Raw genomic sequence first — 25,298 nt, forward strand, 5'->3', positions numbered from 1 at the left:
GTCAGGCTCCATCCGTAGTGCCTCGGCCGCGGCGAACGGGCCGGGCCGCACGGCGTGGCCGGACCGGTGCCGACTGCGCGCCGTTCTCCAAGGCCGTGGCGAGCGCCGCCACGGTGGGGTGTTCGAACAGGTCGACGATGGGGATGTCGCGGCCCAGCTCCGCGACCAGCCGGCTATGCAGCCTGGCCAGGCTCAGCGAGTTGCCGCCGAGGTCGAAGAAGTTGTCGTGCGCACCGATGTCCTGGGTGCCCAGCACCTCCGACCACACCGCGGCGATGCGACGCTCGAGCTCGCTGCCAGGGGCGGTGAATCCGCTCCCGCCGACGAGGTCCGTTCGGATCGGACGGGGCAGCCTGGCCACGTCGACCTTGCCGCTGGTGTTCAGGGGCAACTCCGTGAGCCACACCACGGCCTCGGGGACCATGTAGACCGGCAAGCTGGAGCGCAGCCGCGCCAGCAACCGCGCGGTGTCGGTGCGGCCGGGTTGGCTGGGGATCACGTAGGCCACCAGCGCGGGTGTCTGTTGCGAATCGCCATGGACGACCGCCTGGGCCACCTCCGGCTGGCGGAGCAGCACCTGCTCGATCTCGCCGGGCTCGATCCGGTACCCGCGGATCTTGAGCTGTCGGTCGGCCCGGCCCAGGTACTCGACGGTGCCATCGGCGAGCCAGCGGCCAAGGTCGCCAGTCCGGTAGATCCGGAGCGACTCGCCATCGAGTTCCACCGAGCGGAACCTGTCAGCGGTCAGGTCTGGCCGCCGGAGAATGCCGGTGGCCAGACCGCCGCCAGCCAGGCAGATCTCACCGGGGACACCCACGAGGCACCGGCGCCCCTGGGGGTCGAGCACGAGCACGCGGACCCCAGCGATGGGCCGGCCGATCCGGTTGATGGGAGGCTGCGGCACTGCCTCGAGGTCGTGGATCGTGGCGACCACCGAGTTCTCGGTGGGGCCATAGGCGTTGCACACCCTGTAGGGCAGCCCGGGCGGCGGCCACTCCGAGAGCGCGGCGCCGCCGATGAACATCCAGCGCAGCCGCGTCGGGCCCGTCCCGGCCCTCCATACGGCCTCCGCGAGCGGCGTGGCCAGGAACGCGACGTTGATGTCGTGCTGGTCCAGCCAGGTTCCGACCGTCGATGCGACGACCGGCGCCTCGTGCGGCACCAGGCAGGCGCCAGTCGCCAGAGCGGACCAGACCTCCCATTGGGACGCGTCGAACCCGACGCTCATCAGATGCGAGCAGCGGTCGCGGTCGCCAATCGTGTAGTGGCGCGCGGTCCACTGGATCAGCTGCGCCAATCCCTGGTGCGTGACGACCACGCCCTTCGGGGTACCCGTGGTGCCGGAGGTGTAGATCACGTACGCGGTGGATCCGGCGCTCCAGTTCGGGTCGTCCGCCTCGGTGCCCCCGGCGGTCGCGTCGGTCTCGTCCACGCGGAGGGTCGGCACGGAGCCTGACCGTGCCGCGCCGTCGTGGTCGGTGAGCAACACAGGCGCGTCGAGGTCCTCGAGAACGAACCTCACCCGACTGTCTGGCCACGCCGGGTCGATCGGGCAGAAGGCCGCACCAGCCAGCCAGCTTCCCAGCATCGCCACCGTGAAGTCCTCGCCGCGCGGGAGCAGCAGCGCGACCACCGGGTCCGCGCCGCGCAGCCTCGGTCGGATCCCGGCCGCCAGCGCCCGTGCACGTCCGACGAGTCCCTGGTAGTCCAGCGTTCCACGCAGCGACTCGACGGCCGGTGCCGAGGCCCGGTCGCGGCCGTGCCGCAGCACCAGCACGGGGACCGGAGTCATCGGCTCGGGTTCGGGTCCGCGCTCCCACCGGCGCAACCGCGCGAGCTCGTCCGCGGCGACGTCGAGCGCCGCCACCGGCTGGTCCAGGTGGTCCGGCATCAGCTCCATCAGCCGGCCCAGCAGGGTGGCGAAGCGCTCCACGTCGTCACGGCGATAGCGCGCCCCATGGTACGCAACGTTGCCGGACAGCTTCGTGCCGTCCAGGGTGAAGCCCACGGTGAGGCCAAGCTTGCCGGCGTAGCCAGCACCCGCGTGGCTGATGTCGGCGGCCTGCAACGGGCGTCCAGCCAGCGAGGCGGGCTGTGTCGGCACGGCACTGAAGGTCAGCGACACGTCCGCGTACGGAGTCCGACCAGGTCGGCGGTGCGGGTTGAGCCGCTCCACCACCTCCTCGAACGGTGCTCCCGCGTGCTCGAAAGCCTCCAGCACCTCCGAGCGCATGCCGTGCAAGACGTCCAGGAACGTCGCGTTGCTGGCGAGCTGGGAGCGCAGCACCACCGTGTTCAGGCACGGCCCCAGCAGCTCGGCGAAGTCCGGGTTGTCACGGTTCGCGATCGGGTTGCTGATCACCACGTCGGCGTGGCCGGTCCAGCGGTGGAGCAGAGCGGCCAGGCCCGCCGCCGTGACGATGAACGGTGTGACGCCATACCGGGCCTGCAACGGTCGCAACCGCTCCAGCAGGTCGGCGCGCAGTGGGATCGTCACGACGCCGTGGGGCCCAGGCTCCGCCGGGGGGCTGAATTCCACGTAGGCCGGGGCACCCGCCAGTTTCTTCTCCCAGTAGGCCAGATCGTTCCGGCGCTGCACGCTGTCCCGCTGAGAGAGCTGCGCGGTGACGAAGTGTCGGTACTGCACCCGGTCCTCGGCGGCGCTCGTCGCGGTCCCCCGGGACGAGCGACCCTGTGTCGCTTCGGTGAGTTCGCCGAGCAGCCCGGCAATGCTGCCGGCCAGTGCCGAGGCGTCCGCGGCCGATACCCGCTGCCCCTGATACGACAGAATGGCGGACAGCTCGCCGTCCTGCTCGGCGACCGTCAGGGTCAGACCGAACTTCGCTTCGTGCGACCACAGCGAGTCGAAGAACAGCGGGGTCAGCTCGATCCCGCCCAGCAGGGCCCGCCGGTCACTGCGCAGGTTCATGTTGAGCGTCACATCGATGTAGGGCGTGTGCCCCACTCCGCGGGCCGGGGAAAGCCGGTTCACGACCTCCTCGAACGGCGCCCCGGCGTGTTCGAGCGCGCCGAGCATCTCGGTGCGCATCGTCTGGAGGGCGTCGCCGAGGGGAGCGCCGGCGGCCAGATCCGAGCGGAGCACGAGCGTGTTCAGGCAGGGTCCGAGCAGCCCAGCGAAGCTGGCGGGGTCCCGGGTGGAGACCGGCACGCCCAGGGTGATGGTGCGCTGTCCCGTCCACCGGTGCAGCGCGACGGCCAGCGCGGCGCCGAACGCCATGAACCACGTGACCCCGTGCTGGGTCTGCAGCGGCCGCAGCCGGTCGGGCAGGTCCGCCGGGAGTGGCACGCGAACAGCGCCGTTGCGGCCCGCCGGAACCGGCGTGGGGAACGCCAGGTTCGCCGGTGCGTCGGCCAGCTTTCGCTGCCAGTAGTCCAGCTCGTTCTCGCGCCGCGCCGAGTCCTGGCGGGCCTCCTGCGAGGCCACGAAGTCCCGGTACTGCACGGCTGGCGGCGCCGCGGTTTCGCCGGTGACGACCGCACGGTAGTAACGGTCCAGCTCGGCCAGGAGCACGGGGACGGACTCACCGTCGATGACGAGGTGGTGCAGGCACAAAAGCAGCGCGTGCCCCTGAGCGCCGAGGTCGGCCACGGCCACTCGCAGCAGCCGGCCCGAGGCGAGGTCGAATCGTCTGCTGGCGGCCGCGTCGAGCCACCGCGCCATCTCGGCGTCGGGGTCGCGCGAGGCGCGCAGGTCCAGCATTTCCACCTCGGGCCGCCATCCGCCGGTCACCACCTGCCGGACGGTGTCCTCGTCGGCCACGAACGCCGTCCGCAGCAACTCGTGCCCGGCCACGAGCTGGGTCAGGGCGCGACCCAACAGCTCGACGTCGAGCTTGCCGGCTGCCTTCCACGCCAGGACGACGTTGTTGCGGGCCTGCTCGTCGACGGCCTCGGCGAGCCACAGGCGTCGCTGGAAGGCGGTGGCGGCCAGCTCGCCCGCGGCGCGCGCCGAGGACGATCCGGAGTGCCCGGCGGACGGCTGCCCGCCGATCTTCTGGTCGATCAGGTCCGCGAGATCCTGCAGACGGGGGCACTCGAACAGCGTCTTCATCGGCAGGTCGATCCGGAACCGCCGACGGAGCTGGTTGACCAGCCGGACCGCCAGCATGGAGTGACCACCGAGGGCGAAGAAGGAGTCATCGGCGGACACCCCGTCGACACCGAGCAGCTCGGACCAGATGCCAGCCATCGCGACAGCCGTGGGGGTGCGAGGCTCGGACCCGGCGCCGCTGTCCAGCGGGACGGCACGCGCACGCACGGCGGCGACGTCGAGCTTGCCGTTCGAGGTCAGCACCATCTTGTCGACGAGCTGGAACACCGACGGGATCATGTACTCGGGCAGCTTGCGTGCCAGGTGGCCACGCAACTCGGCCAGGGCGACCCCGACCCGGCTCTGGACGACCGCGACGAGGCGATCGTCCTCGGCGATGACGACCGCTTCGACGACCGCGGGATGCTCGCGCAGGCAGGACTCGATCTCACCGAGCTCGATGCGGTAGCCGTGCAGCTGCACCTGGGAATCGGCGCGGCCAATGAAGTGCAGCGCGCCGTCGGGGGTGTAGCGGGCGAGATCCCCGCTGCGGAACAGTTTGCCGGAGCCGACGGGCGAGGCGACGAAGCGCTGCGCCGTGAGCTCCGGCCGGTTCAGGTAGCCGCCGGCCACGCCCGCGCCGCCGACGAAGATCTCGCCCACCGCGCCAACGGGCAACAGCCGGCCGCGGGTGACCGGGTCCAGCAGCAGGAGCGTGGTCGTGGGGATCGGCGTGCCGATGATGCTGGTGTCGGAGTCGACGTCGGCCCGGGTGACCGTGCGGATGCTCGAGTGCACGGTGGTCTCGGTGATGCCGTACATGTTGACCAGCCGCACATGCGGGTAACGCTCCATCCACGAGCCGAGCATGGCCGGACGCAGCGCCTCTCCGCCAAAGATGACGTAGCGCAACCGGCTGAGGCTGCTGGGCGACTGGGGCTTCAACCCGAGCAGCCGCCGGAACGCGCTGGGCGTCTGGTTGAGGACCGTGACGCGCTCGCGCTGCAGCAGTTCCCAGAACTGCTCGGGGTCCTTCGCCTGCTCCTGGGTGACCAGGACCACCCGTCCGCCGTGGACCAGGCCGCCAAACAACTCCCATACCGAGAAATCGAAGGCGTAGGAGTGGAACATCGTCCAGACGTCGGACGCACCGAAGCTGAACGGCAAGCGGTCGTTGACCAGCAACCGGACGAGGTTGCGATGCGTGATCACGACACCCTTGGGCCGGCCGGTCGTCCCGGATGTGTAGATGCAGTACGCCGGCGTATCCAGCGCGACCCGCGGCAGCGCCGCTCCGGAGTTGTCGGACCGTGTCGGGTGCATGACCTGTCCGGCGAAGCCGTCCAGACCCGGATGAGACACCGCATCGTCGGCCACGATGGCCCACCGGGTGCCCGAGTCCGCGAGGATGAACTGCACGCGATCACCGGGCAGCGCTGGGTCGATCGGCAGGTAGCCGGCGCCGGCCAGCAGGACGGCCAGCATCGCCTGGACCTGCTCGGGGCCGCGCGGCAGCAGCAGGGCCACCAGCTCGCCCCGGCCGACGCCCTTCGCCACCAGCGCCCGCGCCAGTGCCTCGGCCCGGTCCAGCAGCTCGCGGTAGGTCAGCGAGATGTCCCCCGCGGTGATGGCCACCGCCTGTGGCCGGGCGAGTGCCCGCTGCCGGATGAGGTCGTGGACCGCCGTCTCGGGGTACCCGGCATCGGTGGCGTTCCACACCATCAGCTGGGTGTACCGCTCGTCCTCGGTCAACGGATCGGCATCGCCGATCGCCCGCTCGGGCGCGGCGATGAGCTGGTCGAGCAGCGCGCGATAGTGCTCGGTCATGGCCCGCATCTGGTCGTCGTCGAAGTACCGGCCATTGAAGACAAGCCAGCCATCGAGCGAACTGGAGCCCGGCTGCAGGAACAGGTGCAGATCGTACTTGCCGTATCCGCTGGCCGTCTGAACCTCCTCGGCGACGATGCCGCCGGCGGTACGCATCAGCCTGGGATCCTCGGAGTACGTGAACAGCACGTCGAACAAGGCCGTACGGCTCATGTCCTTGGACGGGTCGACCCGGCGTACCAGCTCGTCGAAGAACGCCTGATCATGTGCTCGGGCGTGGGCCGTCTCGGCGGCCGTCTGCGCGACGAGCGCGGTGAAAGGCATGCTCACGGCCGGGCGCAGCCGTACCGGCAACAGGTTGGCCAGCGGGCCGACCACATGCCGGGTCTCCGCGCGCCGCCCGGGGTGACTGACGCCGATGACCATGTCCTGCTGGCCGGAATACCAGCCGAGAAGCGCGGTGAAGGCGCCCAGCAGCACGTCCGAGACGCTGAAGCCAAGCCGCTCGGCGTTGGTCGCGAGGGCGGTGGGCAACGAGAACGCGACGCGCCGCTCCTCGTAGACGTGGATCGCCTCGCGCGGCCGCCGCTCGGGGAGCCGCAGCACGTCGACGGCGGGTTGCAGTCGAGCCGCACGGGAGTCCAGGTGCTCGGCATTGACCTCGGCCGACACCTCATCCAACCAGCCGGCGTAGCTGCTCTGGACGGGGGCCTCGCCGGCCATGCCGGCCAGGAGTTGCTCGGCGATGAGCCGCAGGGAGGCTCGGTCGACCACCGCCTGGTGGCCAACCAGTGCCAGCCAACCGCCGCCAGACTGCTCGGGCAACACGGCGACCCGCAGCAGACAGCCGCTCGTCAGATCGAACGGGGCCACCGCCCAGTCGGTCAGTGCCTCGGGCACACCGGAGCCCGCCACCCCGGGCTGCGCTGGCAGCCACTGCGGGCTGACCGTCACCTCGGATCGCACTCGCTGCACGATCCGACCCTCGACGCTGTCGAGCACGGTGCGCAGGGACTCGTGTGCCCGTACGACCGCGTCGAGCGCCTTGGCCAGCACGTCGGGGGCGGCGAGACGGTCGACCCGAAGGAACAGCGGCAGGTTGTGGTACACGGGCGACGTCGGGTACACGTGGCCGGCCTCGAACCGGTCGACGAACCACATGCGTTCCTGATGGGCCGAGGCGGCGCGCGCGATCGCCGGGAGACCGGAGTCGGTTGCCGGCGGAGCGGACACGACCACCGTGCTGCCGGCGGCCGTGGGCCTGTAACAGGCGTTCAGCTCCCGCAGCAGGACGCCCATCGACTCGCCGTCCCACAGCAGGTGGTGCAGGCAGAAGAAAACCAGCTGATCGGCCCCGGGGAGCTCGACGAGGGCCGCGGTCAGCAGGCGTCCAGACGCCGGATCGAACTCATGATGAGAGGCACTGGCCAGCCAGTCGCGCAGCGCCGCCTCCGAGTCCGCGCAATCGCGCAGGTCGACGCTGTCGACATGGGGTGACCACGGCTCGCCGACGACTTGCCACAACTCGCCGTCGCGCTCGTGGAACGCGGTGCGCAGCAACTCGTGTCGCGCCACCATCCTGGCCAGCGCGTGGGACAACTCCGCCGCATCGAGGCCGCCACCGGGAACCCGCCACGCCAGCGGGACGTTGTAGGCGGCACGGCCGGACTCCACCCGCTCGGCGAACCAGATGCGCTGCTGGAAGCTGGACGCGGGGACCTCCACGGCGGGGGCAGCGGGCGGAGAAGTCTTCTCGGCGGCCACGTTCGGCTTCGACGCCCGGACCTGCTCCGCGAAGTCAGCCAGGCGCGGATACTCGAACAACGTCCGGATCGAGACCTCCGTGCCGAAGTGACGCGACACCGCGAGAACCAGACTCTCCGCGAGCAGCGAATGCCCACCCAGCTCGAAGAACGAGTCCTCGGGGGTGATCCCGCCGACTCCCAAGACCTCCTGCCAGACGCCGACCATCGCGGCGACCTCGGCGGGGTACGCGGCCGCGGGGCGGGCATTGGTGGCGAGGGGGGCGGAAGGCGCTGTCGGGCTCGGCGCGGCCAGTACGGGCAGCGCGGCGTTCGGGTTCGTACCCAGCTCGCGCAGGATCGCGCGATAGTCGGCCGCCATCGCGGCGACCAGGGTCGGGCCCACGGCTCCAGCCGGATCCTTCCACAGCACATGCGTTCCCGCGCTGTCCTCGCGGACCATGACGGCCAGGGTGAACCCCGCGGTGCTTTCCATGTCCAGCAGGCTCAAGGTGGCGGTCGCATCGGGAGCGCACAGCCGCAGTGCCTGCACATCGACGCCCTCACGCAATCCCGCATTCCAGTACTGGAACACTGTCTGGTGGGTCCGAGCACGGGCGGCCGGGCCGGTCAGCCCAGCCGCTCGCATGATGGCCGGCAGCGGCAGCTCACCGTGCCGCATCGCATCCTTGACCCGGCCGCGCAGGCGGTGCACCAGATCGGCGTAGCTGTCCGAACCGCGGACCTCACTGCGGATCGGCAGTGCGTTCACGAAGTAGCCAATCCGGTCGCGCAGCGATTCGGTGGTCCGCCCGTGAAACGGCAGGAACGAGATCACGTCCTCGGAGCCGGTGTGTCGGCGCAGCAGCGCGAAATACCCGGCCATCAGGATGGTGACATAGGAAACGCCCAGGTCCTCGGCGCGGCCGCGCAAGTCGGCGACGAGCCGTGGCTCGAGTGTTTCACTCCGTACCGTGTACTGCGGTGCATCGACGGTGGCGGGCAGGGCGAACTCCGGGGCCGCCGCGCCCAGGACTCGGCGCCAGTACTCCCGGGACGGGTCACCGGCGGTGGTATCGGCCAGCTCCCGCGAACGGCGAGCATACTCCGTCAACGCCGCGGTAGGGTCGGCCGGAGGCAGCGACTCGCCCGCATAGGCCCGGCGCAAGGCATCGAGCAGGATCAGGATCGACGCCCCGTCGAACACGAGGTGGTGGATCGCCAGCAGCAGGACCGTCTCGTCCGGCCCACGCAACACATCGACCCGGGCCAACGGTCCTCGGCGAAGGTCGAAGGGGTGCTGCCAGGTCCGGCGTATGGCCGCGTCACGGTCGCCCACGAAGGTCGACTCCCGCACCTCGATGGGCGGCGCGTCGGACCAGTCCAGCACGAGCCCGTCGGCGCCCGACGTGATCCGAGCACGAAGTTGCGGGTAGGCCTCTCCCAGTGCGGCGATGGCCGCGCGCAGCCGCGTCATATCGAGCGTGCCGCGCACCAGGAATGGGGTCGGGATGATGTGCGACCATTGGCTGGGATCCAGCTTCCAGCCAATCCACATGGCCTCTTGTCCGACGGAGAGAGGGATTTGCCGTGGTGCGGTGTTCATGTGTTGCTCTTTCTTGACCGGTCAGCGCCGGGAGCCGGTGGCGGCGTCGTAGGTAAGGTGATCGAGGGTGGTGCCGCTCAGCCATGCGGCATTGAGCGATGGGACATGGGTGGGCGCGTCGGCGGAGAGCCGGCGACGCAGATCGGCGATGCGGTGCCCGGCCGATACGCAATAGACGTCGGCCAGATCCTGCCCGCTGTGGTCGCCGGTAGAGGCCATCTTGGAGGCGCGGGCGAGCGTCAGGGACATGACGAGGAGTTCTCGGGCAATGCCGGTGAGCAAGATGAGAGTCCGCTCGTTCTCCTGCAGCGAGGCACGATCGGCGTTGCGGCGCGCCAACTCCAGACAGGTCGCCCCGAACCGATGGACCTCGTCCGCGACCCAGCGGAGGTGGCCGAGGTTGCGGTCGGTGAGGACGGCGCCGTCGAAATCGCGCCGGCCTGGCTCGTTCTTCGCCAGTTCGTCCGCGTGGTCGGGCTCGGGGTAGTAGTACGACAGGATCGACATCCGAGCGATCCAGTTGTCGATCTGGAAGTCCACGCCCCCGGAGATCCGCAGGTTACGCGCGTCGCGCATGAACCGCTCGACCGGGACCGGCGGCGCGCCCCGCTGTTGTTTGCTGTGCGCGGTCTCATAGCCCTCCGCCGCCAGCAGCGACATCGTCCGGTCGACGACGTCCCAGCAGAGCAGCGAGCTGACGTTCTTGGAGGCGTTCTGCTCGAAGCGCTGGTTGATCTGCCGCCCCTGGTCATCCGGGAGCAGGCACCACTGCGACATCGTCTCGATCGCGAAGGTCTGCGCGAGCGACTCCGCCAGCTGCTGCTGAATCTCCTGGTAGTCCGCCAGCTTCCGGCCGTCGACCTCCCGCCGCAGCACGAAGTCTCGCGCCCATTGCACGCACAGCTTGGCGATCGCCAGCGACGGCGCCGCGATGAGGTGCAGCCGGCCCCGAGCCACCATCTTCGCGGTCTCCGGGGTCACCCGGACCTGATGTTCGGAGGCGCGCTCCACGAACATCTGGTCCGCGGGCACGAGCACGTTGTCGAAGTTCAGCCAGCCGTTGGGGAAGCCCTTGATTCCCATGTACTCGTGCCACTGTCCGGCGGTCACGCCAGGACTGTCGGTCCGCACGAAGAACATCTGGACCCGCTCCTGGCCGTTGTCGCGGACTGTCGCCGAGACGCTGACCAGCTCGGCGACGGGCGCGTGCCCCACGAAGACCTTCTGGCCGTTCAGCAGATAGGCCTCCGCCGTTTCGACTCGCGTGGCGGTGGTGGCGCGGCGCTGGTTCGCCGCCCCCTGGGGCTCGCTGTCGGCGCTGGCCGAGAGGCCGCCGCGAGCGACATGCGCGCGCAACAACTCACGCAGCGGCCCTTCGGGCACCACCGAGAGGAACGCGCTGGCGCCGAGCGCGTTCTCGATCGCGATCGACAGTGCAACCGGCGTGCTCCAACTCGCGGCCGCCACGACGACCCGGAACGTGTTGTAGTGCGAGAGTTCGTGCCCGCCGACCGATCGATCCGCCTGCAGCCGAAAGTAGCCGCGCGTGGCCAGCTCCGCGAGGAAGCCTTCAGGGAGCTGGCGGTCGCGGTCGACGGCCGTGGGGTCGATTCGCTCGCGAAGCAGAACGTTCAACTGCTCGACGAGGCGGTCGCCCTCGGCCCGGTCCTGTACGTCCTGGACAGGAAAGTCTCGGATCAGGTCCCAGCGGAACCTGCCCTGATAGAGCTCCTCCAGGAAGCTGGGCCGATTCGGGTCGCTGGAGAAGTTACGGGGTTTCTTGCTCATCGGATTCCTCGGGCTCAAATGGCGGCGGCAGGTCTGTGCGGGGCTACTGACGCTCCGACAGCGCCCGCCGGTCGGTCTTGCCAGACGCGTTTCGCGGCAACTCCGCCAACTGGACGAATCGTCCGGGCACCATGTGGGCGGGGAGCGTCGTGCGGGCGAGCGCGGTGAGTTCCTGCGTCGAAACGGCATCGGCGGCGTAGAAGGCAGACAGCATCCGGCCTCCTACCCGGCTACGGGTACAGACCACGGCCAGTTCCCGGATCCCGGAGGCCTTGCGCAACGCCGCCTCGACCTCTCCGAGTTCGATCCGGAAGCCGTTGATCTTCACCTGATCGTCGGCTCGACCCGAATAGCAATACACGTTGTTCTTCGTCCGCGTGGCCAGGTCACCACTGCGGTAGTAGACCCTCGGAGGATGGCCAGGGAGCGCCAGCAGGCGGAACCGTTCCGCGGTGAGCTCGGGCCGGTTGAGGTAGCCGACAGCGACTCCATCACCGGCAACCCAGATCTCGCCAGTCACCCCCGGCTCGACGGGAGCGCCACCGTCGTCGAGGACCTGAAGCTCCCAGCCATTCAATGGCTCGCCGAGGTCGGTGGCGAATTCGCGTTCATCGCCGGTGGATTGGAGCTCGGCGGGCAGAATCGGCCGAGTGGTGACGAACACCGTGGTTTCCGTGATGCCGTAGGTATTGATGAACTCACAGTCGGCGCGAACCGATTCCCGCCAGGACCGGATGTCGGCCACATCGATCGACTCGCCACCGAAGATGATGCGGCGCACGGTCACGGGGCGATCCGCGAACTGCCGCGCGGCGGCGGTCAGGTAGCGAAAGACAGAGGGCACGATGTTCATGACCGTGACCCGCTCCCGTACGAGCAACTCGGCACTGGCGCGCGGAGAGGCGGCGACCTCCGCTGGCACCACCACGAGGGTGGCACCCGTGGCCAACGCTCCCCACATCTCCCAAACCGAAAAGTCGAAGCAATAGGAGTGGAAGAGCGTCCACACGTCGGTTTCGCCAAACTGGTGCCGCGAACACACGGCATTCACCATGGCCACCACGCTGCGCCTGCGCACCTCCACGCCCTTCGGCTGACCCGTCGAGCCCGACGTGTAGATGACGTAGGCGGTGCTCTCGGGGTCGGCCTCGAGTCTCGGCGTGACAGGGACGTCCACGGACCAGTCGACCCGGTCCAGGCGAAGCACTCTCGCGACGCCGATTCCGTCAGGCACCTCCCGGTCGGAGATGATGACTGTCAGTCCACTGTCGCTGGCCATGAACTTGAGCCGCTCCAATGGGTACGCCGGATCGAGCGGCACGTACGTGTGGCCGGTCGCGATGATTGCAAGCACTGCCACCACCACGTCGGCCGTGCGTCCCAGGTGTAGACCGATACGGATACCCGGCTGCGGACACAGCTCGCGGATCGCCACCGCGAGCACATCCGCGCGGCGGGCAAGTTCCGCGTAGGTCAAACTGCCGCGCGGGTCGCGCACCGCATCCCGGGCGGCAACCCTGGCGGCCTGATGCGAGAACAGGCTGTAGAGGTCACCTGCTGATGTCATCGACATATTCTTTTGCCTTGTTTTGAGGAGACTAGAGATTGACGCGTACGCGCAATCGGCGAAGCCAGCTGTCGAGTTGGAGGACCATTTCGACGTCGGCCCGACCGAGCCAGCCGCCGCGGTCAAGCAGGCGGTGGTTCTCGATGACTTCCGTGGCGCGACGAAGGTCAATCAACGGACGTACGGGGGCAGTCGAGTCATCGAGCAGCATCCGCAGCCGTGTGACGAGCGAGGCCTTGTAGTGCGCGTCATAGGTGATTGGGTAGGGAACCTTGGCCCTCGTGAGCACTGACGGGGGCACCAGGTCCTTGGCAATGGCCCGTAGCAGGCTCTTCTCACGTCCGTCGAAGCGCTTCAATTGCCATGGGACGTTGTACAGATAAGAGACCAGGCGGTGGTCGGCAATAGGAAACCGGATCTGAAGCCCCGCCGCCGCTCCGAGCCGCTCCGAGTGATAGACCGTCTGCTCCAACAGGCGCGTCACATGGAGGTAGTCCACCTCCCGCGCCACACGGTCGACGGCGGCGGTGCCCGCGAGCTGCGGTACCTCTGCCTTGGCCTCGCGGTACAGCCGATCCAGGTAGCCGGCGACGTCCACCGATCGCAGTAACGCCTCGTCAAACAGCCCAGTGCCGATTCCGTACTCCATGCCGAACCCGCGGGCTCGCGCGATCCACGGAAACATGGAGGGCTCGCGCACCCCGTCGGTCGCACCGGAGAGGCCGCTGAAGATGGCATCAGCGGCCTCTCCGCTGAGTACCACGGGCACCCGCTCCGCGACGCGCCGGCTGAAGATGAACGGGGTGATGTTCTTGTCCCCGAAGGGTGACGGGTGGTCCTTCGCCGCGAGCACGGAGGACAGGAGCACTGGATCAGACAGCTCCTGCGGGCGGACCGCGACCTCGTGGTGCTCGCAGCCCCACATCTGGACAACCTCTTCGGCGAACGGCCGATCAGGCACCGCGGCCGCCGTGTCGCCGAACATCACCGTGAATGTCCGCGGTGGCTTGCCGGAGTTGCTGGCGATCAGACCTGTCAGCGCGCTGGAGTCCAGGCCACCAGAGAGCAGGACCGCGGGATCGAGGCCGCGCAGATCCCGGCTGATGGCGTCAACGAGCAGCTCACGGATCTGCTTGAGGGTGTCTTCGCGGCCGAGGGTGTGGGGGCGGGCCTCCAGCGTCCAGTACCGGCGGTGGATCTCCCGGTCGCGCGTGAATCGGACCGTACCACCCGCCGGCACTTCGTACACGCCGCGCAGCGCCCCGCGCCCAGGGCTGCGCAACTGGGTAACGAGGGCGCATAGCCCATTGTCGTCGATCTCCGGAGTCACCAGGGGGTGCGCCGCCAGGGCCGCGACCTCCGAGGCGAACACGACGCCATGGGGTAGCAGGGCATAGCTCAGCGGCTTGATGCCCACCCGGTCTCGCCCGAGTAGCAGCTCGTCGGTCCGAGCGTCCCAGACGGCAAATGCGAAGTTGCCCTCCATCCGCTCCACCGCCTCGTGCCCCCACCGCAGGTACGCATGCAGCACGACCTCGGCCACCGACGGGGGCCCTCCCGCACAGGAACCAGCACCCGCGGCGGCCCACAGGTCATCCGCGTTGTGAAGGTACCCATCGCAGACCGCCGCGACCATCGCCTGACCGTTCTGCTCAATCACAGCCGGCTGGGCCGTCCCTACCCAGACGGCATCCGTCCGCTGCCCCAATATCGCCCGCGGGCTCAGCCACAGACCCTCGCCGTGACGCCCACGCGCGACGAGCGCCGCCACGAGCTGGGACGCGGCCAGCCCTTCAGACCTCAGATCGCGTTCGCGATCGATCCACCCGGCAATCCCGGACATTACCCATCCCCCGACATTCCGAGATCGCTGACCAGCGCCTCGATGCGCGCCGTGACGCAAAAGACGAACTTCACGGAATTTTCCATGATTTTGTTTCCGTGGTGATGTGTGATTATGGCTGGCTTATGAGCTGTAATTATAGAAGCCACTTGCATTCAGACTCTTGAAAATCATCTTCTTCTCAAGGGATGAGAGAACTGCTCGGGAAACACTTGCAGGCCGTGGCCAGATGATTCCGAGGCGACAGCAAGAGGGGGCGAAGAGGGGGCGCCTCATAGTGAATGAGAGCCAATGAAGTAAAGCAAGTTCGTAACCCCGCGAACTCATTGGGTGTAGAGCCTGTCGTGCCGCCGTAGCTGAGAAGTTTCTGAGGAATACACTCAGCCCCTGCATGGGCGGGTTGTAGCGTCTGGCTTAGAATCTTCTCAGGATCTCCCCAGGCGGGCCTTCCAGGTTCGAGCCATGTGCTCTCCGCTTTGACTGCTGGATGCCCACTTTGGTGTTTGCTGGGCGAATGTGTGGGACTGAGTCTGCCCGGGGCGAGGTGTGACGCAAATGCTGGCGAATATCGTACCTATTCGGGCAGCTACTAACCGAGCGGGTGCTCGAGCGTTTCGTAATACGGCCTTGGCCAGGATGCAGCGAAATCATGCGACTCCAGGTCTTCTCCGCGTCGCGTGCGTCCGCGCGTGTCCAACCGGTTCGAGGCCTCTGGCCTGAATCGTGGCTTCGTCGACGAAACTCGCATGTGACGCTCGGTCGAGAGTTCCTGGAGCGTCTGGTCCACGCCGTGGAAGGCGCGATCCACCGGGCTCGGCGTGTCCCTCAGCCAGCCGCCGTTGGCGTGGGCCAATGAATCTTCATCCCAGGACTCCCGAGGCCCCCACTTTGGATTCACCCGGATTCAGGTTCCAGGCACGAGTCCCTGTCCGGTGAGCTTGAGCGCGAGCTGGCGCACTTCCTGGCTGTTGAAGGGCTTTCTCAGCTCCTTGAGCAGCTTGAGATCCCTGAACTCCCGCATCAGCTCCGCCCAGGAGTAGTCGGAGTAGGCCGAGCAGAGCACCACGCCCAGCGAGGGATCCACCTCGCGCAGCCGCCGCAGCGTCTCGGCGCCATTCCAGCCGGGCGGCATCCGGTAGTCGAGGAAGACCAGCGAGTAGGGCCGGTGGGCCTTCAGGGCCGCCTGGATCTTCGCCAGGCCTTCCTGCCCCTGGTAGGCCGAATCCACCTCGAACATGTTCTCGTCACAGACCACGGCGCGAACGGGCGCCGAACCGAAGAGCGCCGCCTCCAACTCGTCGATGTCGCTCTGGCTCCGGCGCTGGGGCGGACCGAGGATCCGGCGGAAGTCGGTGTGAATGGCCTCGGAGTCGTCGATGACGAGAATCCGCTTCTTGCTCGCACATGCGCTCATGCGGCCTCCTGGTGGGGCAGGTAGGGGAGTTCCAGCGTGAAGGTGGCTCCATGCCCCGGGCCGTTGCTGTGGACGGTCAGCGAGCCACCCATTTCCTGGGCCGCGATGGCACTGGAATGCAAGCCGAAGCCATGTCCCTCGTCCCGGGTGGTGAAGCCGTACTGGAAGATGCGGGTGAGCATCTCCGGCGCGATGCCCATGCCGTTGTCGTGCACCTGGATGCGGACGCGGCCGGACTCCGCGGGCTCCAGCTCCACGCGCAGTGTCCGCTCGGCCGGTGGCACTCCATCCATGGCGTACTTGGCGTTGCTGACCAGATTGACGAGGATCATCAGCGTCTTGTTCTTGTCGGTGAGCATCGGCGGCAGGGCCGCCAGGTGCCGCACCACCTTCACCTGGTGACGGGTGAGTCCGGCCGAGTTGATGCGCAGCGCGTCCTCCACCAGGTCGGCCAGCTGGACGGACTCATGCAACCGGGGCGTGCGCGCGTAGTTCTGCTGCACCTTGACGATGTCACCCACGTGCTCGGTGTAACGCCCCACCTCCTCGAGCAGCGAGATGATCTGCTGGCGCTCGTCGAGCAGGTTCTCCCCCAGCTTGCTCAGCAGGGGCATGACGTTGCGTCCGCGCGTGTCCTGGGTGAGGAAGGTGCCGAGGTCGGACTGGCGCTCCTGGAGCAGGAGGGCGATGCGGCCCACGTGCTCCACGCGCAAGTTCGCCACGCGCTCCTTGGCGAGCTGGGCGGAGGTGTAGACGCTGTTGAGGACGTTGCCCACGTTGTGCAGCACGTTGGTGGCGATCTCGGCCATGCCGGCGCGGCGGGCGGTCTGCACCAACTGCATGTGGACTTCCTTGAGCTCTCGCGTCCGCTCCTCGACGTGCTGCTCGAGTCCCTCGTTGGCATGACGCAGCTCTTCCTCTCGCCGTTGCACCTGGTTGGCCATGCTCCGGAAGGCGCGGGCCAGTTGCCCCAGCTCGTCGCCCCGGGAGGTGTCCAGCTCGACGTGGAACTCACCGGCGGCCACCCGATCCGAGGCCTGGGTGAGGGCGAGCAGCGGACGGGAGATCTGCTGCTGGAGCACCTGGTACAGGATGGCCAGCTCGAGGCACAGCGAGAGGACTCCGAGTAGCAGGACGGTCCGGGCCGCCTGGAAGGCGGGCCCGGTCACCGTGGATTCGGGCAGCACGGTGGCGAAGTTCCAACCGGGGCCCTGGAGCCGGGCCAGGGCGAGGTACTCGCCGTACCGGGGCAGCTCCAGCACGGTCTCGTCGGGGGGGAGGTTCTTCGCCTGCTCGATGAGGCTCCGCAGGTGGGCCTGGGGATCCGTGGCGCCTGTCTGCTCGGATTGGGCGATGAGCTCCCCATTGTCGCGGAAGATGAGGTTGTACGCACCCGGCAGGTGATCGTTGATGGTGCGGGCCATCAACTCCTCGAGGAGCACGTCATGGCTGAGTGTCGCGAGGTGGCGGCCCTCCTGCTCCATCGGCGTGGAGACCGAGGCCATCGGCTCGTGGCTTACCGGATCCTCGTAGACGCCGGACCAGGTCGTCTTCCGCTCGGGATCGTTCTGGGGAAGGCTGATGGTGTAGTGCGTGAAGTCGGTGATCCGGAAGTCCGGCGCGACCTGCTGGCACCAGGCGGAGTTGGCGGGCCAGTAGAGGACGAAGGCCCCCTCGGGCAGCGTGATGCCGGTATTGGTGAAACGGACATGGAAGGCGGGTCCGTACCAGGAGACCACGTCGTATGAGGCGAGGAGCCTCCGGCGCAGATCCGTGTCGACCGTCACGCCCCGGGGGACGAAGACACACGGCTCCCGCGTCCCCTCGAACTCCTCGGCACGGTTGCGCAGGGTGCCGTCGGGCTCCTGGACGAAGAGGCGAGCGAAACGGGCGTCCACCTGCTCCGGCGGGAGGGCCTGGAGTTGCTCCTCCAGGGCCTTCTTGAGCAGGGCATGGTTGTCCTCGGCCAGCAGGAAGATGGCCTGCTCGCGTTGGCCGCGCTCCGCGACATGCTGCCTCAGTTGAGCGAGCGCCTCGGTGTGCAGCGTGCTGTACATGTGGAGGTAGCTGAGGAGCGTGGTCAGGGCGATGATCACCGCGATGCGCACGCCCATGTGGATGAGCGTCGAACGGGCCAGCGGAGCTCGGAGGCGGGAGGGATGCGGCATGGCGAGCGGTCGGCGTGGCCTGAGCAGTCTATTTCAGCGAGCCGTCGATTGTGACCTACACGACGCCAGGGCCGTCTTGCCAATTCCATCCGGGAACGTGCCGGAAGGGGCTCGTCGGGCTGGTTCCTGGGCTAAGACGGCCTCGTCCTCACGGGCGGTGAACTACTGAAACGCTACGCGAGATACAAGGGGGCAGCGACATGGCGGAACGCATGGTGAAGTCCAATGGCATCGAATTGTGGACCGAGAGCTTCGGCGAGCCGGGCAACCCGCCGATCCTGCTGGTGATGGGCGCTTCGGCCCAGGGCCTTCTCTGGCCCGAGGAGTTCATCGAGCTGCTCGTCGCCGGGGGGCGTTACGTCATCCGCTACGACCATCGGGACACCGGCCAGTCGACCTGCCTCGACTTCCAGAAGAATCCCTACACGTTGGAGGACCTGGCCCGGGACGCGCTGGGGGTGCTCGATGCGTACGGCATCGCCGCGGCCCACCTGGTGGGCGCCTCACTGGGCGGGATGATCTGCCAGCTCGTGAGCATCCGCCACCCGGAGCGCGTGCGCTCCCTCACGGTGATGATGTCCACGCCGCTGCGTCCCGGAATCATGGAGAGCTTCCAGCAGGCCTTCCAGGGGAAGACTCCGGAAGGAGAGCTTCCACCGCCCGCGCCCCGCGCGATCGCGGTGCAACTGGCGGCGGCCAGCCACCCGCCTCGCAACCGCGAGGAGATCATCGAGCTCCAGGTGAAGATGGCTCGGACGATGGCCGCCAGCGCGGTCCCCTTCGATGAGCAGGAGTGTCGGCGCACGGTGGAGCGGATGTTCAACCGCGCGCGCAACCCCGCTTCCTCGATGAACCACGGGTTCGTGCCCTCACCCACGCCAGCGCACGCCGAGGCGCTGAAGCACCTGCGCGTGCCCACGCTCGTCATCCACGGGACGGATGACCCGATGTTCCCCGCCGCGCATGGGGTCGCCGTGGCGGAGCGCATCCCCGGAGCGAAGCTGCTCATGCTGGAGGCAATGGGCCATGATCTTCCCCGCCCGCTGTTCGGGGAGATCTCCCGGGCGCTCCTCGCCCATACGGGCGCGAAGGCCTGACGCCGGGCTCGTCAGGCGAGCGCAGGAGCGAGCGGCTCGGCGAGCGGCCCGTGCTGTTGCTGGAGCGGGTGCAGGGGCAGACCCTGTCCGAGTCCACATCCACCGGGCCCCCCTCGGGTGTGCGTCTCGCGCCAGGGCTCAATCCCTGGCACCGCGGTGGCTCAGTAGAAGGAGAACGGCCACCACGAGAGCATCGGCTGGCCCGCGTCATCCCTGGCCAGGTTGCCGTTGCCCGGCATGCTCTGCATCCAGTACATCACCCAACCCCCGCTGCAATCCGGGGCGATGCTGTTGTAGGCGGAGAACTTGGAGGTGGAGAAGACCTCCCGCTTGTCCTGGCCGCCGGGGCCGTTGCGCATGCGGAAGTTCTCGCAGGTGGACACCTGCGCCTGGGGGCTCTGATCGTCGTAGTGGCCGCGCGAGTTGGGCGCCAGGTGGATGCTCTGGCAGGCCGGCACGTAGGGCTGGATCGTTCCCTGGCTCGTGCCCACGTTGTAGCTCACCCGGCCGCCGGACCCCTCCAGGGCCTTCTGCACACAGGTGCTGTCCCAGGCGGTGGTGCAGCACTGCGGAGCCGACGCGCAGACGCTGGCCGCGGTGGCGCTGCACGTGCTGGACAGGGCGGCGCCCACCACCAGCTCCTGGTGCGCGCAGGTGCTCGCGGCGTGGTTGAGGCAGGCGTTGGGGTTGTCGTAGGGACAGGAGTACCAGCTCTCGAAGGGGCGGCCGTAGCGGGTGTCGAGGTTGAAGTCGGCGAACTCCTTGAAGTACCGGGTGAAGTAGGGGATGAGGCCGCGGTTGCCGGTGGACTCGATGCCATGGCCCATGCTGTGCGAGTAGCAGCCGGGGCCGCGGGTGTTGTTCACCCAGCCGATGCGGATGGAGCGCGTGCAGTGGGCGGGCAGCGCGGCCACGTCCTCGTCATCGAAGCAGCCATTGCCCGCGCAGGTGTCCATCGGCTGGCCGGCGATGCGGTTGCGGTTCGCGTCGTACCGGGGCTTGAGCTCCAGCACCTCGGCGGCGCTCACGTCCGGCACGTCCGCGTCGCCGTACACCCAGACCTCGTGCACCACACCCGCGTTGACGGCCTCGCACAGATCCATCAGGTGCCCGTCGGCCGCGCGCAGGCCGTAGTACTGGGCGAACTCCTGGGAAAAGAGCTTCGCGTAGTCGAAGCTCCAGTAGCCCTGCGCGGGGTTCTCGCGCGGGTACTTCGTGCTGTTGCGCCAGGCGTAGCCCGCGGGCACGCTCGCGTCGCGCAGGTCCACCGGTTTGATGGTGTATTGCAGCATGGGCTCGGCCGATGCGTCGCGGTAGGCGTGGTAGCGCGAGCCCTCCGTGAGGGCGTTGTTGATCTGATTCAGGTGGCTCATCATCGCCGCGTTGTCCTTGGCGTTGACGAAGTTGAGCGCGAGCACCGTGGGCCGCAACATGCGCACCTTCTCGTGGTTCTGCGCCAGCCAGGGATCCGAGTTGGCGGCGGACTGCGTGTTGGGCCACACCTCCTGGCCGAGCTGCTGCACCTGGGCCTGCGTCAGCGCCACGTTGTACAGGCGCACCTCGTCAATCAGCCCGCCGAAGCCGGAGTTGGCCGGGTTGTTGCCGATGACGAGGGGACGGTTGGACTGCTGGAGTGTCCCGGAGACGGCCTTGGTGGCCCGCAGGACGCCATTCACGTAGAGCCGCAGGCTGGTGCCGTCATACACGCCCGCCACGTGCGCCCACTGGTTGGGCACCGCGGCCACGCGCACATCATGGGTGACGCCCCAGGTGCCGCCCGGCAGGGCGATGGAGAAGGAGTACTCCCCATTCCAGATGCCGAGGTTGTAGGAGTCGTAGCCGTACCACTTGTTGAGGATGGCGCGCCCACCCGTGAGCGTCTGACCGGGCTTGACCCAGGAGGCCAGCGTCAACGCGTTGGTGAGGTGGAAGGCCGGACGGTCCGGCACCTCCACCTTGTCATCCGTGAGATCGAACGAGCCGGCGCGGCGGATGCGCCCGTCCTCGTCGCAGCCCGCGCCGTTGGAGCGCGTGCCATGTGCGCCGTTGCCGGACGCGTCCGTCACGGTCGTCGTGGCGCAGCCATCATCGAACTTCCAATACGCCAGCGGCGCGGGCAGGGCGAGCAGTCCCCGCTGGCCCTGGTGGGTCTCCGAGGCCCGCTCGGGGCTCTCCTCCGTGGGGAAGCTCTCCCCGGTCGTGTCTGGCTGCACACCATTGCAGCCCGCGGCGAGCGCTCCCCACAACAAGACTCCCCTCAGAAGATCGCGGTGCATTGTTCGAACATCTCCCCCTTCATGGCGCGAACCATTCGCGCTTCGTCAGAGGGAACGTGGTGCCCGCGATTTCTTACGTGCGCCTTTTTTCACCCGCCCGAGCCCTAGGTCGGGTCTTGATGACCGGGATCCTCGATCCTCACGGGAGGCGTCTCCCCGACCTGGTTCTCATCGGGAGTGCCGTTCGGGGTTTTCTTTTTCTCGCTCGCGGGGCGTCGGGCAGTGGGCGTGCCCTGTGACGTGGAGTTCGAAGTGGAAGGCCGGGTGGGAGTACGAACGTCTGCCATGTGTGTCTCCTGCGTGTGAAGCGGGATGCCGCGTCAATGGGACGGCATCCCCGCGAATTCTTACGTGGGCTCACTCGTAGAGCAGCACGCCCCCGAGCCACCGTTGACCCTTGCCCTCGGCGAGCCACTGGCGCCGCTCGTCCCTCAGCGCCGAGGCCGGCGAGCTGCCCTGGCGGATCCGCTCCCGGACGGCGTTGAAGAACGCGGCCGCCTCCAGATCCGGGATTTCCTCGGTGGCGGCGAGCACCGCCCGGGCTCCCGCCTGGATGAAGGCCGCGGGCAGTCCCGAGGGCTCGTGGAGGATGTGGGCGCCGCGCGCGGCCCGGCAGGCGGCCAGCACCACCAGCGGCGCTCCCTCCAGGTGCTGCTCCCGGATGTGCCCCGCGCCCAGCTCGTCACTCATGCCCTCCTTGGCGAGCACGAGGGAGGAGAAGCGTGAGGCGGTGAGGAGGCCGTGGGTCACCAGATCGATGTCCGTCGCGTCCCGCATGGCCGCGAGCACCCGGGACGGTGTCGCCTCCGTGCCCAGCAGCACCCGCTGCTCCTCGGTCGGGCCAAAGGCCGTGCTCCATGCGTTGAGCTGTCCCAGGGTCCGCACCCTCTCGGAGGAGAGCGCCACGTCCTTCACCACGAGGTGGATGCCGCGTCCCATCGGCGGGGCGGGGGGAGGCCCCGCTCGCAGCCTGTAGCTCCACGCCACGTCCGCGGGCAGCAGGCCCGGTCGATCCATCAGGGGAGGCCGGGCGAAGGCCTCCACCTTCTCACACCCCTGAAGCGCGGCGAGGGCCTCGCCGGGAACGAAGCCGCTCAGGTTCTCCGGTAGCGGACTCCGGCGCGCGCCTTCGTGGTAGCCCAGGAGCTGACCCGCGGCGCCCCGGACGATGAGCAGGCTCCGCTCGCTGTCCTCGGTCGCGGCGACCAGGCACCGCCCGGGCAGGGGGTGGCCCTGCTCCCGGCCGAACAGCTCCAGCGCCGCGCCATGGTCGCCAGCCTTGCCCGCGTCGAGGATGAGCGACGTGAAGGTATAGGCCCGGAGCTTCTGGGCATCCTCGTCCCGGGTCAGGACGTCACTGGACTCCAGCTCCTGGAGGAGCTGCTCGAGCAGGGCGCGGCCCTTCTGGCGATCCCTCTCGATGGTGAACCGGCCCAGGGAATGTCGCAGCAGCAGGCGTTGGACCCGCGTGGTGCTGGCGGGCGCCTCCGCGAGCGCCCGGAGCAGGGCGGCCTCGTCCCCGGGGGTGGGGCGCTGCCGCGAGATGTCCGCGAGCGCCAGCGTTCCGACGAACGTCAGGGGGAGTTCCGTGGCCATCGCCCGATCGAGCTCCACGCGCGCCAGGTCGAAGCGCAGCTCGCTCAGCGCGAGGTTCGCCAGACTCTGGTGGGCGAAGCGCTCGTACTCCTTGTCCCCCTCGCGTCGCATGAGAAGCTCCGCGAACCAGGCACGTGCGAGCGGCCCATCGTCGCGCAACCGCGCGAGCTGCGCGAGGTGGCCGAGCGCGAGCTCCTCCTTGTCCCGGCTGTTCGTCGCGCGGGCACGCCGCCAGGCCTGCTCCGCGGCCACCTCCGCCTCGTCCAGCCGCAGCTGCTTGGATTCGATTCCGGCGAGCTCCATCTCGATGAACTGACAGCGGTACTCGATGGGGGTGGTGGCGCAGAGCGAGCGGGCGCCCAGGAGCGTCTGCCGGGCCTCCTCCTCCTGGCCTCTCGCCACCTGGGCCGCCGCGCGCTCCTGGGCGGCGAGCAGCCGGAACCAGGGATCCTGGCTGGCCTCGGCCCGCGCCTCGAAGTCCTCGAGGTGGCGGCCCACGGCCTTGGCGTAGACGAGCGCGCCCATGAGCAGATCTCCCTCGGGGGAGCTCAGCAACCGCGCGATGAGCGCCTGGACCTGCTCGGGCGGAAGGGTGCCCTGGCGAAGCTGGCCATAGGCCTGGGCCAGGGGGGCCCGGCGCGCGAAGTCACTCGCGGCGATGCGCTCGACATAGCGGGCCAACACGTCTCCTCCGGCCTGCTGATCGAGCTGCCGCGCCAGGGGAAGGAGTGCCTGGACCTGCTCGGGCGAGGTGCGGGTCCGAACGGCGTCATAGAAGTACAGCCGGAAGTTGGGGGCGCGCTCGGCGAGGAGCTCCGCGGAAGGTGGAGTGCCATTCGCGGCGAGCGCCCGCCCCGCGCTCACGACGCTCTTCCACCGCTGGATGCGGGCCTGCTCGGCGGCGCGAAGTGTCTCGGCGCGCTGGCGTGCCTCCTGCGCCCACCCGGGCTCTCCCCGCTGGGCGATGTCGAGGAAGAGGCGGGCCGAGGGCTCCAGGAGATCCAGCTCCCTCAGGGCCAGGGCCTTGTTCCAGAGCGCCGGGGGGAGTGTGGGCTCCTGGTCGAGCGCGCGCTCCAGGTGCCGGAGCGCCTCCTCGGGAGAGCCCTCGAGGAGCAGGGCCGTGGCCCGGAGCGTCTCGTTCCGAGGTGTACCCGGCAGGGGCGCGAGGTACTCCAGGGCCTGCGCCACCAGACTCTTGTCGTTCCTCGCGAGCAGGGCGGCCGCCAGCCCCGCGCCGTCGTCGTTCCGTTCGAGCTCCGCGAGCGTCTCGAGCGGAAGCCTCGCGCCTCGCGAGGGCTCCTGCCCCATCCTCCGGGCCGCCAGGGGCCGGTGGGGCTCGGCGTCCGCGAGGGCCAGGCGCATCTCGAGCCGGCGCTCCGGCTCACGCATCAACCAGGGATCCGTCCGCGAGGCTCCGGGCCGCACGAGGACGAGGGCGAGGAGCGCGGCACAAGCCACCCCCACGAGGGCCGCCATGCCCCAGCGGGGGAAGGCGCGGCGGGGCGGCGCGGGGAGGGGAGCCGGCAGCCGCTCGACATGGCGCGAGGCCATCATCTTGAGCTGCAAGAGGTCTCCCAGCCCGGCCTGGCACCGGGCACACTCCAGCAGGTGCTCGCGGAAGGCCTCCGCCTCGTCGGGAGCCAGCTCGCCATCCGCGAAGCGCTCGAGTCGTTCACAGTGCGCGGACATCAGTTGTCTCCCACTTGGATGAGGGGTTCGAGCAGCTTGCGCAGTTTCGAGCGGGCGTCGTGGAGCCGCTTGGCCACGGTGCCCTCCTGGATGCCGAGTTCCTGGGCGATCTCCTTGTACTTCCGGCCTCGGGCATGCATTTCGAAGGTGGTGCGCGCCACCGGGCTCAAGGCCTGGACGGCCGAGCTGAACTGCTCGTCGGAGACGCGCTCGTGGAGGGGGCGCGGGGGCGGCTCGGGAGCGGCCGGGAGCGCCTGCCGGGCCAGCTCCTCGACGCTCCGCTCCCGGGTGCGCTGTCTGCGGAGCTGATCGTAGAAGCAGTTCGTCAGGGTGGTGACGAGCCAGCTGGCACAGACATGCTCGTCGGGTAGCTGGGAGACCTGGCCGAAGGCCGCCAGGAAGCGAACGATCGTCTCCTGGGTGAGATCCTCGGCATCGGCGGGATTGCGGCAGAGGGCGCGAGCCTGGGCGAGCAGCCAGCGCCGTTGCCGGGCGAGGAGCTCATGTAGCCGCTGGGCAACCACCTCATCGGCATCTGACGGCAGGGTCATTAGCACTCACGAAGGGGACGGAGAGCGGGGAGCCTCTTACCCTCGAAGTGCCAGAGCGTTCAAACCCGGACGGTTGCCTGGGG

General features: G+C 68.8%; 10 protein-coding genes. 1 reads left to right on the forward strand and 9 read right to left on the reverse strand.

The window, feature by feature from the left end; genetic code table 11:
- Position 1 precedes the first annotated feature (1 nt).
- The 6 genes from D187_RS39970 to D187_RS39995 form a co-directional block, all read right to left on the reverse strand.
- On the reverse strand, positions 2-9,226 hold the full coding sequence (locus tag D187_RS39970; protein ID WP_020918593.1) for a non-ribosomal peptide synthetase: 9,225 nt from the start codon (positions 9,224-9,226) through the stop codon (positions 2-4).
- A 21-nt stretch (positions 9,227-9,247) separates the two neighbouring features.
- Positions 9,248-11,014, reverse strand: a complete 1,767-nt coding sequence (locus D187_RS39975) for an acyl-CoA dehydrogenase family protein (protein WP_002626007.1) — start codon at positions 11,012-11,014, stop codon at positions 9,248-9,250.
- Positions 11,015-11,057: 43 nt separating this feature from the next.
- Entirely contained in the window at positions 11,058-12,587 is a 1,530-nt protein-coding gene (locus tag D187_RS39980; RefSeq protein ID WP_081714048.1) for an amino acid adenylation domain-containing protein, read from the reverse strand.
- A 25-nt stretch (positions 12,588-12,612) separates the two neighbouring features.
- A complete protein-coding gene (asnB, locus tag D187_RS39985) occupies positions 12,613-14,424 on the reverse strand; it encodes an asparagine synthase (glutamine-hydrolyzing) (protein ID WP_043434032.1) in 1,812 nt (603 codons plus the stop codon).
- Positions 14,425-15,328: 904 nt separating this feature from the next.
- Positions 15,329-15,838, reverse strand: coding sequence for a response regulator (locus D187_RS39990; RefSeq protein WP_002626012.1), 510 nt, complete (start codon positions 15,836-15,838; stop codon positions 15,329-15,331).
- Entirely contained in the window at positions 15,835-17,952 is a 2,118-nt protein-coding gene (locus D187_RS39995) for a sensor histidine kinase (RefSeq protein ID WP_002626013.1), read from the reverse strand. Before D187_RS39995 ends, D187_RS39990 begins: the two co-directional genes overlap by 4 nt.
- A 254-nt stretch (positions 17,953-18,206) precedes the next feature.
- On the opposite strand from D187_RS39995, the gene D187_RS40000 reads away from it, so the two are divergent.
- The gene (locus tag D187_RS40000; RefSeq protein ID WP_043434035.1) at positions 18,207-19,103 is read left to right on the forward strand and encodes an alpha/beta fold hydrolase; all 897 of its coding nucleotides are present in this window, start codon (positions 18,207-18,209) and stop codon (positions 19,101-19,103) included.
- Positions 19,104-19,264: 161 nt separating this feature from the next.
- Here the strand turns inward: D187_RS40000 and D187_RS40005 are convergent, their stop codons facing one another.
- The 3 genes from D187_RS40005 to D187_RS40015 form a co-directional block, all read right to left on the reverse strand.
- Positions 19,265-21,379: a LamG domain-containing protein gene (locus D187_RS40005; RefSeq protein WP_043434038.1), complete on the reverse strand. Its 2,115-nt coding sequence runs from the start codon at positions 21,377-21,379 to the stop codon at positions 19,265-19,267.
- Positions 21,380-21,736: 357 nt separating this feature from the next.
- Positions 21,737-24,664: a CHAT domain-containing protein gene (locus tag D187_RS40010; protein ID WP_002626017.1), complete on the reverse strand. Its 2,928-nt coding sequence runs from the start codon at positions 24,662-24,664 to the stop codon at positions 21,737-21,739.
- Positions 24,664-25,215: an RNA polymerase sigma factor gene (locus D187_RS40015; protein WP_002626018.1), complete on the reverse strand. Its 552-nt coding sequence runs from the start codon at positions 25,213-25,215 to the stop codon at positions 24,664-24,666. Before D187_RS40015 ends, D187_RS40010 begins: the two co-directional genes overlap by 1 nt.
- Positions 25,216-25,298: the final 83 nt, after the last annotated feature.

It is taken from the genome of Cystobacter fuscus DSM 2262, from assembly GCF_000335475.2.
GTDB lineage: Bacteria > Myxococcota > Myxococcia > Myxococcales > Myxococcaceae > Cystobacter > Cystobacter fuscus.

Bases quoted from the DNA above. Each gene is read 5' to 3' on its own strand.
- D187_RS39970 (WP_020918593.1), bottom strand. From the start codon at position 9,226: ATGAACACCGCACCACGGCAAATCCCTCTCTCCGTCGGACAAGAGGCC.
- D187_RS39975 (WP_002626007.1), bottom strand. From the start codon at position 11,014: ATGAGCAAGAAACCCCGTAACTTCTCCAGCGACCCGAATCGGCCCAGC.
- D187_RS39980 (WP_081714048.1), bottom strand. From the start codon at position 12,587: ATGTCGATGACATCAGCAGGTGACCTCTACAGCCTGTTCTCGCATCAG.
- asnB (WP_043434032.1), bottom strand. From the start codon at position 14,424: ATGTCCGGGATTGCCGGGTGGATCGATCGCGAACGCGATCTGAGGTCT.
- D187_RS39990 (WP_002626012.1), bottom strand. From the start codon at position 15,838: ATGAGCGCATGTGCGAGCAAGAAGCGGATTCTCGTCATCGACGACTCC.
- D187_RS39995 (WP_002626013.1), bottom strand. From the start codon at position 17,952: ATGGGCGTGCGCATCGCGGTGATCATCGCCCTGACCACGCTCCTCAGC.
- D187_RS40000 (WP_043434035.1), top strand. From the start codon at position 18,207: ATGGCGGAACGCATGGTGAAGTCCAATGGCATCGAATTGTGGACCGAG.
- D187_RS40005 (WP_043434038.1), bottom strand. From the start codon at position 21,379: ATGCACCGCGATCTTCTGAGGGGAGTCTTGTTGTGGGGAGCGCTCGCC.
- D187_RS40010 (WP_002626017.1), bottom strand. From the start codon at position 24,664: ATGTCCGCGCACTGTGAACGACTCGAGCGCTTCGCGGATGGCGAGCTG.
- D187_RS40015 (WP_002626018.1), bottom strand. From the start codon at position 25,215: ATGACCCTGCCGTCAGATGCCGATGAGGTGGTTGCCCAGCGGCTACAT.